The sequence below is a fragment of the Roseiconus lacunae genome (assembly GCF_008312935.1).
Taxonomy (GTDB): Bacteria; Planctomycetota; Planctomycetia; order Pirellulales; family Pirellulaceae; genus Stieleria; species Stieleria lacunae.
In genome coordinates, this window is the sequence record NZ_VSZO01000014.1 from 361,650 (window position 1) to 370,670 (window position 9,021).

General features: G+C 55.7%; 5 protein-coding genes. 3 read left to right on the top strand and 2 right to left on the bottom strand.

What is annotated here, in order from left to right; all coding sequences use genetic code 11:
* The first annotated feature begins 144 nt into the window (after window positions 1-144).
* Window positions 145-4,911 (top strand): beta strand repeat-containing protein, encoded by a 4,767-nt coding sequence (locus tag FYC48_RS19645; protein ID WP_149498487.1) that lies wholly within the window; start codon window positions 145-147, stop codon window positions 4,909-4,911.
* Window positions 4,912-5,177: 266 nt separating this feature from the next.
* Here the strand turns inward: FYC48_RS19645 and FYC48_RS19650 are convergent, their stop codons facing one another.
* A complete protein-coding gene (locus tag FYC48_RS19650; RefSeq protein ID WP_160149637.1) occupies window positions 5,178-6,260 on the bottom strand; it encodes a BBP7 family outer membrane beta-barrel protein in 1,083 nt (360 codons plus the stop codon).
* 503 nt (window positions 6,261-6,763) lie between these two features.
* The gene (locus FYC48_RS27885; RefSeq protein ID WP_160149638.1) at window positions 6,764-6,922 is read right to left on the bottom strand and encodes a hypothetical protein; all 159 of its coding nucleotides are present in this window, start codon (window positions 6,920-6,922) and stop codon (window positions 6,764-6,766) included.
* A 193-nt stretch (window positions 6,923-7,115) separates the two neighbouring features.
* Between FYC48_RS27885 and FYC48_RS19655 the strand changes: the two genes are divergently transcribed.
* Window positions 7,116-8,378, top strand: coding sequence for a DUF1559 domain-containing protein (locus FYC48_RS19655; protein ID WP_149498505.1), 1,263 nt, complete (start codon window positions 7,116-7,118; stop codon window positions 8,376-8,378).
* A gap of 116 nt (window positions 8,379-8,494) precedes the next feature.
* On the top strand, window positions 8,495-8,671 hold the full coding sequence (locus FYC48_RS27890) for a hypothetical protein (RefSeq protein WP_160149639.1): 177 nt from the start codon (window positions 8,495-8,497) through the stop codon (window positions 8,669-8,671).
* Window positions 8,672-9,021: the final 350 nt, after the last annotated feature.

The window sequence follows — 9,021 nt, forward strand, 5'->3', positions numbered from 1 at the left end:
TTCCGCCACAGAAGGACAGGCGGCTTCATGCCCGTTTTTCCCCAACCTTCCGTCAGCGAATGGATTCTTCATTGACGGCTAACTTCGCGAAGGACTGCAACATCCCGTTGAACCCGGCAACGACCGGCATAGGTCCCCATCGATATGCGTCAAGTTACGAAAGCCCTGATTTCGCTCGTTAAGCCACAACGCCTCGCATCCAACCGCCACCGCATCGCCAGTCGCCGCGGACGGAAAGCCCGATTGGAGGCCCTCGAGTCACGTCGAGTGCTCGCCGCCACGGTTGCATCCTTTACGCCCACGCCGAGCGGTTTCGTTGCCGAGCTGAGCGAAGAGATCGATGCGTCGAAAATTAATCTGTACGATTCCGAGAACGGTCTCGCCGGCGATGCCGATGTCACCGTAACCGGAGCTAGCGGTGGTGCCGTGGAGGGATCGTTGATCATCGACGGTACGACGTTGACCTTCGTCGCGACCGGTGACGCGCTTCCCGCCGACACGTACACAGTAACCCTGCGTAGTGCCGCGGACGGATTCACGGACCTCGCAGATGGCGAACTACTTGACGGTGACAATAATTCGACTGCCGGTGGCAACTTTGTTGACACCTTCACCGTAACGACGCCAGGCACTTTGACTGTCGGGTTGCCTGACGTTGTTCGCGGGCCAACCCAAGCGATCCAGGTCCCGGCATCGGAAAGCGGTACCGCGCTGCCTCCGGGATTGCCGATCCAACTGAGTGATGCCGACGGCGTCACCTCGGTCACGCTGACCATTGAATTCGATCCAGACTTGCTTGACATCAGTTCGGTTCAGCTCGGCACAGACGCTCCCACGGGTAGCCAGGTCCAAGCGAACTTGGACACGCCGGGCGTCGCAACGATTTCGTTCTTCAGCGTCGGCCCGATGTCGGCTGGCCAGGCGGATATTATCGACATCATTGCCTCGGTCCCCGAAGACGCGACTTATGGGGCGATGCAGGCAATCGAGATCACGGCGATCGAAGTCAACGCGGGCGCGTTGACTGCCAATACTGACGATGCGATTCAGGTCGTCGCCTTTCCCGGTGATGCCAACCGCAACCAACGCTACGACGCCGAGGACGCACGCCTGATTTCACGCGTCGGGGTCGAACTCGATTCTGGTTTCGTCTTCAATGACCCTACGGCAACGTCGGCTTCGACGATGTTGTATCCGACGATCGATCCCATGTTGATCGGCGATGTCAGCGGCAATGGCGAGCTGAGCCCCCTCGACTCCAGCGATTTGTTGCGCCAAGTCGTTGGACTGTCGACGCCCAATATCCCTGATCTTCCCGACGCACAGGCCCCCACGGCAGTCGCTCTTTCGGAAGACACGATCAATGATTCGGTCGCTATCGGCACGACGGTGGGAACATTCTCGACCACCGATCCCGACAGTGGTGACACACACACCTACACACTGGTCAGCGGAAGCGGTTCGACCGACAACAGTTCCTTTACGATCAGTGGGAATTCACTTGTCACTGCCGCAAACTTTGATGCGTCAGTCGACGATGAGCTAACGATTCGAGTTCGATCAACTGACTCGACCGGTCGATTCATCGAAGAAACATTCACAATCACAGTCGAACATAACAATTCGGCACCGACGGCGATCGCCATTGACAGTACCTCAGTGCCGGAGAATAGCGCGACCGGAACGACCGTCGGCACGCTCAGTACTACCGACCCTGATAGCGGTGATACACACACGTACGCGATCGTTTCGATCGACGGCAACACTTCTAGCAATGTATTCACGATTTCAGGAAATACGTTGCAAGTCGGCACGGCGTTGGACTTTGAAACCAAAGCTAGCTACAGCGTTGTGATCAGCAGTACCGATGCCGGCGGACTGTCGACCACCCAGACATTCACGATCACGGTGAGCGATGTCAATGAAGCTCCGACCGCGATCGCGTTGAGTAACTCGACCGTAGGCGATAATGCCGTCTCGGGCACCGTTGTCGGTACACTGACTTCGACCGATGTAGACGCAAGCGACACGTTCACTTACAGCCTAGTCAGTGGGACCGGGGACACTGACAATGCTTCGTTCGCAATCGATGGTGATGACTTAGTCACCGCGGCAACGATCGATTTCTCGTCACAGTCGAGCTACAGCGTTCGTGTTCGGACGACCGACTCGGGCGGGGCAACTTTTGAGCAAGTCTTTACGATCACACAGGGCAACTCGGCCCCATCCGCGATCGCGCTCAGCAGCGACACGGTGGCCGAAAATAGCAATACATCGACTACGGTTGGAACACTTTCGACAACCGACTCAAATTCGGGTGACACTCATACCTACACCTTGGTCTCCGGTGACGGCGATGACGACAACGGCTCATTCACGATTTCCGGTGACTCGCTGATCACAACCGAATCGTTTGATTTCGAAACGCAGGAAACCTACACGATTCGCGTTCGCAGCACCGATTCGACCAGTTTGTTCGTCGAGCAAGTGTTGACGATCACCGTTACCGATGTCAACGAAGCGGCCACGACGATTACGCTGGATCACTCCAGCGTCGCCGACGGCGAAGCAAGCGGTACGACCGTCGGTGCATTCTCAAGTGATGATCCCGATAGCGGTGATACGCTGACTTACACATTGGTTTCGGGGACAGGTGATACGGATAACGCGTCATTCACGATCTCCAACGGACAACTCGTGACCGCATTCGTTGCTGATCAAGCGACAAAGTCGTCTTATTCGGTTCGCGTCCAGGTCGAAGACGCCGGCGGACTGACGACCGAAGAAACGTTTACGATCACCGTGACGAGCACCAACGTCGCGCCGACGGCTGTTGCACTGTCGAGCAACACGGTTGCCGAGGATGCGACGGCTGGTACGGCGATCGGAACTCTATCCACCACCGATGCCAACGCAACCGACGTGTTTACGTACACTTTGGTTGCTGGCACCGGAGACACCGATAACGCGTCGTTTACGATCTCGGGTGATGAGCTGCAGCTTGACACGACGCTGGACTTCGAAACCAAGTCTTCCTACACCGTTCGTGTTCGTAGTACCGACCCCTTTGGGCTTTTTGTCGAGGACACGTTCACGATTACGGTGACCGACGTCAATGAAGATCCCAGCACGCTCGCGATCGATTCTGCGACCGTCGCCAACGGTGCGGCCAGTGGAACAACCGTCGGAGCGTTTTCGGTGACCGATCCCGACACGGGTGATACGGTGACTTACACATTGGTGGCCGGCGACGGTGACGACGACAACGCTTCGTTCACCATTTCTGGCAGCGATCTGGTGACGGCATTCAACGCCGATTTCTTCCAGAAGAGTTCCTACACCGTTCGCGTGCGAGCAACCGATTCGGGCGGATTGTTTACCGAAGAAGAAATCGCGATCACCGTGACCGAATCCAACGTCGCACCGACCGCGATCGCCTTATCGGCCAACTCGATCGCAGAGAATTCCGCCTCGGGAACGACGATCGGTACGTTTACGACCACCGATGCGAATACCTCTGACACCCATACCTACACCTTGGTCAGTGGAACCGGTGACGATGACAATGCGTCGTTTACGATCGATGGCGACGAGCTGAAACTGGCAATCGTGCCCGACTTTGAAACCAAGTCGACCTACACGATCCGCGTTCGCAGTACCGACAGCGGTAGCTTGATGGTCGAAGAGACGTTCACCATCAACGTGACCGATGTCAATGAAGCCGCGACGACGTTGACACTGGGGTCAAACCATGTCGCCGACGGGGAAGCCTCGGGGACAACCGTTGGGGCGTTCGCAAACGACGACCCCGATCAAGGTGATACGTTCACGTACACATTAGTCAGCGGAACCGGCGACGATGACAACGCTTCGTTCACCATCTCGGGTGACGAACTGGTCACCGCCTTCGCCGCCGACCAAGCCACCAAATCGACTTACTCGGTCTTGGTACAAGTCGAAGATGCCGGAGGGTTGACCACGCAGCAATCGTTCACAATCAATATCACCGCAGCAAATACGGCACCGACCGCGATCGTCTTGTCCGCCAATACGGTTGCCGAGGACGCCGCATCGGGGACTGACGTCGGAACATTGACCGCGACTGATGCCAATGGCGATGATACCCACACGTTTGAACTGGTTGCGGGAACCGGAGATACCGACAACGCTTCGTTCACAATCGACGGCGACACGCTCCAGACTGCGACGACGCTCGATTTTGAAACTCAGTCGAGCTACAGCGTCCGTGTCCGAGCGACAGACAATTTTGGCGGAACATTCGAAGAGACGTTCACCATCACGGTGACCGACGTCAACGAAGCCCCGTCGAACTTGGCGCTCAGTTTCTCGACGATCGCCGACGGTGAATCATCGGGAACCGACATCGGAGACTTCTCCGCGGACGATCCCGATAGCGGCGATACGATCACCTATTCGTTGGTGGCCGGAACCGGGGACACCGACAACAGTGCTTTCTCGGTTGCCGGGGGAACGCTGACGATCACCGAAGCTGTCGATGATGCGATCCAGTCGATGTACTCGATTCGAGTTCGTGCCGAAGATGCCGGTGGATTGTTCACCGAGGAAGTGATCACGATCAACGTCACCGAAGCAAACGTCGCCCCGACCGCGATCGCATTGAGTTCGTCGACGGTGACGATCGGTGATCCGTCGGGCACCACCGTCGGTGATTTTTCGGCAACGGACGCCAACGCGTCCGACGACCACACCTACACCTTGGTGGCTGGAACCGGTGATACCGATAACGCGATGTTCACGATCGAAGACGGTCAACTGAAAACCGCCGCGGTCATTCCTGGCGGAGCACCCGCGACCTACAGCATTCGTGTTCAAGCCGAAGATCACTACGGACTGACGTTCGAGCAAGTCTTGACGATTACCGTTCAGTAACCAAGGTTCTGTCGGGGAACCGATAAATTCGAAATCATGATCCCGCGACGCTCGCCGCGGGCGCGTTTCCCCGTTCAGTGTCTGAGCTCAAACTTAGCCGTATGGCGTTAGCCACGGTTGAGTCCTCAAGATAAGCCGCATGGCGTTAGCCACGGTTGAGTTCTCAAGATAAGCCGCATGGCGTTAGCCACGGTTGAGTTCCAACAACCGTGGCGAACGCCCACCGGTTGATCGATCGTCGTCAAACCTTCGCTTGCAAACCAGCACTAAAAGGCAAACACGGCATTGAAATTCAAGCCATGGGCGATGAAGGTTCCCGAGTCAAATTCAAACGCTGGGTTGAGCGTTCCCGACGGTAATTCCGGGGGAAACTGTGAAACCGTTCGATCAATCGCATCCTCAATTTGTATGGCGTTGGTCCAGATCAACAGGTTGTATCCGACTCCGATTTGCAGATTGCGATCGAGGTAGGTCGATAGAGTGATGCCAAACTCGGGGATGACGGAAAAATCCGACTGGTCATAGCTGCCAATGTTAGTTGACTGAGCCAATAGACCTCCGGTCGTGGTCGAGGATCCGATTCCAGGAACGGTGGTTGTCGTTTGCCCATCGATTCGAGCTTCCGCTTGATTGACTCCGAAAGCAAGTTTTGCGTTCGCCGACAAATAAACGCCGTTGGCATACCGCGACTGGTATCGCAATCCGAATTGGGCACCGTTGAATCGGTTGTCTGTTTCGAACGAATCAGCAAGGCTACGGGCTGTTTCTGCAACGATGGGCCCTTGCGCCTGTGTGAATGTTGACTGCTGACTTAGCTGAAGTGCCTCATCAAGACGTCCGTGCCGGTAACCGAACGATAGATCCAAATTGTCGCAAACCGCACTGCAAATCCGCTGACGTCGCATTACATCGAATGCGTACAAACTGCTTTCAACATTCGCCCGAACCGACCCGGACAGAAAGTCGGGGTGGGCCACCAAGAGAGCCGATTCTGTTCCGGTTCCGGTATCGAAGACAGGGCGTGCTAAGACTGCTCGGCTATCTTGAAATGTCTCGTTGTCTTCGAAGATGCCGAGAAAGCTGAGGTCAAATCCTTCCGTTTCGCAACGATCGTCCCATTGCAGCGTCAGGCGAAGCCCCGATCGCATGTCGTCGCCGACATTTTCATCACCAAACAGAACGCTTGTCCCTGAGCGATTCAAAATTCCAGCGTTCGCCGTCGAAGTGCCAACGGGACTCGTCGTGACTAACGCGGGCAAGTCGAATCCGCCGAGCGACCAAAGTAGGTAATCGGCGTGGATCCGGTAGTTTAAATGTGCAAAGGGCGCTCGGATTCGGTTTCGTGGCATGGTGCAGCCCATGGAATCACAGGCAGTGCCCATCGAATCACACGCCGAGCAATCGTCCATTCCAGATTCGTGATAAATCACTTCGCCATGGTCGATTCGTTCGACATGATGCGAGACTTGGTGAACGGCTTTCGTCTCCGTTGTTCTCGCCGTCTGCTCCGACGATTGTGAAACAGGTCGCCATGTAACCCGTGCTGAATCGCCAGTCGTCTCGACCCTCCGAGCCGTTGAAGCACGTTGCCCGATGGCCAGGGGCGTTTCGATGCAGCAGTGGAAGACGCAGCCAACGCAAAAGAGCGAAAACCAAAGCGAACGGTGTTGAGGGACGAGCGACATGTTCAGACTCGATTGTCGAAGACGACATGAACGAGGGAAGCGATTCTTTGACCAACACTCCTTCTATCGGTCGTGATCGTTGCAATCGTTAACCCTTGCCTAAACAGAAAAGTTAAACATTCAACTAAAAAAGCGTGTTTCACGGCTGAGGGATTATCGGTGGCGCGTCAATCATCGTCGCGGAAGCCGCGGAGGCTTTCGGCTGGGGTACGGGACTGCGTTTGCTTAGCAGTTGATCGATCATCACCGAAACGCTCGGCGCGTTCCGCTACGGGGGCTGTCGGCGCCGCGCTGATCCGGTCGGAACTCTCGGCGAATACCATCATCAAAGAATCTCAAGCGTATAGGAAAGATCGTCGTTGCTCTTTTCTCGCAAAGCACCATGGACGCCATTTTTTACCGACATGGCATTGGTGATTCCAATAGTTTGGGGGGAGACGCTTTCGGCTCATGCACGGACGCAGTGTTCGTATCTTCTGCGTCATGGACTTCTTTCCCAATTCTCGTAAAGGTGAACTGATGAAGCACCCACACCGTCAACGAGAGGGTTTCACGCTTGTGGAACTTCTTGTCGTCATTGCCATCATTGGAATTTTGGTCGGCCTTTTATTGCCGGCCGTTCAAGCGGCACGCGAAGCCGCTCGCCGCATGTCCTGCAGCAACAACTTCAAGCAAATCGGTCTTGCGATTCACAACTATCACAGCGCGTTTAAGCAGCTGCCGGTGAACATGACCGGAACAGATCGTAGTTGGGTTGGTGACATCACCTACAATAGCAGTCGCAGACGTCTAAGCTACTTGGTTTCCTTGCTTCCGTTTATTGAGCAGCAAGGTCTCTGGGATGCGATTTCGAATGCGAGCGTCGATTTGGCACCGGGAATCAACACGATGCCAACCGAAGTCCGTAACGGAAGGTGGCCTCCGATGGGACCAGCACCTTGGCGTCAGCAATATCGCCCATGGGCGACTCGTGTGCCGTCGTTTCGATGCCCCAGCGACCCTGGATTTGGTGTTCAGCTGGGACGGACCAACTACGCCGCTTGTTACGGTGACACGTTCAACTACGCCTGGAACGGCGGAAGAAACGAACGCGGGTTCATCAACAACGGAAATGACGTTGCCAATGACTTTGACGAAACCTGGATGGTGACACGGGCATCTGCTGCCCAGCGGGGATTTTTCCACGCTCGTACCGACATGCGTTTCCGCGACGTTCTTGACGGATTGTCCAACACGGTCGCCTGCGGCGAGATCAATACTTCGCTGGGCCAACGCGAGACGAACGCGGATTATGTTCGTAGCCATACCGCGCTGTTGCTCTCTGGGGCGGGCGAACACATTGGTGTCCCAGCGGAGTGTGCCCAAGGGGCTCATATTGACCCCGAACGCCCTCGATTCTTTTCAACGACGGCGACGGTCAACGGTGGGATCAATAATGGTCGAGGCGCACGCTGGGCTGATGGCCAAATCGCGTATGCCGGCGTTCAAACCATTCTGCCCCCCAACAGTCCGAGTTGCGTTCGGAACAATGCCGACGGGAATCACGGATTTTGGTCGATGAGCAGCCGGCACAAAGGCGGGGCGCACGTCCTCATGGGGGACGGCGCTGTGATCTTTATCACGGACAGCATCGAATCAGGTGATCAAACTGAGCCAACGGTTTGTCGAGACGGACCGTCAGGATTCACGAATATCGCCGGAGTCCCTAGCCCGTATGGACTCTGGGGCGCTCTCGGTTCACGCGCCCAAGGTGAAACGATTGACATGGCGTTGAACCAATAGCACGCTGTCGACAGCAAATCTGATCTCTCGTCCGGCGCCAGTCGGACGAGAGTTGTTTTCGTTTTGATACTCGCTGCTGCAGTCCTTGTTCTGCGGCCCCTTTCACTAGTTTTCCAATGAAAAAACACTATCTGCTAAGCTCGCTTCTTTTGACTATTTTCGCTGTCGGGTGTTCAAGCTCCCAACCAGAAGCGATCGAGCAAACCATGACGCCAGAAGAAATCGCAGCCCAAGACGCCGAATACGAGGCCGAGATGGAAGCCGCGGAGAATGACACGTTAGGCGAAGGTTAAATCGACCGATGGTCGAGCTAGCCGCAAGACGCTAGCGCAAATCAAACAAAGCCACAAAGCAGTGGCAAAAGTAACGTGCCGAGTGATCCGTACAGCGGGGGCTCGGCATTTTTTTTTGTATTGGAGTGGGGACGAAATAAAGCGAACAGCCGTAGCGGAAGCCGTGGAGGCTTTTGGTCTAGTTTGCGGAGCTGCGTATGCTTAGCGGATGATGGGGCATCACCGAAACGCTCGGCGCATTCGGCTACGGGAGAATCGCACGAAAAAACCCGCAGCGGCTGGCGACAGTCCGCTGCGGGTCTTCGTGATGTTTTGGTGGTGAAATTGAAGCGTTGCTTCCTGTTGAGTCA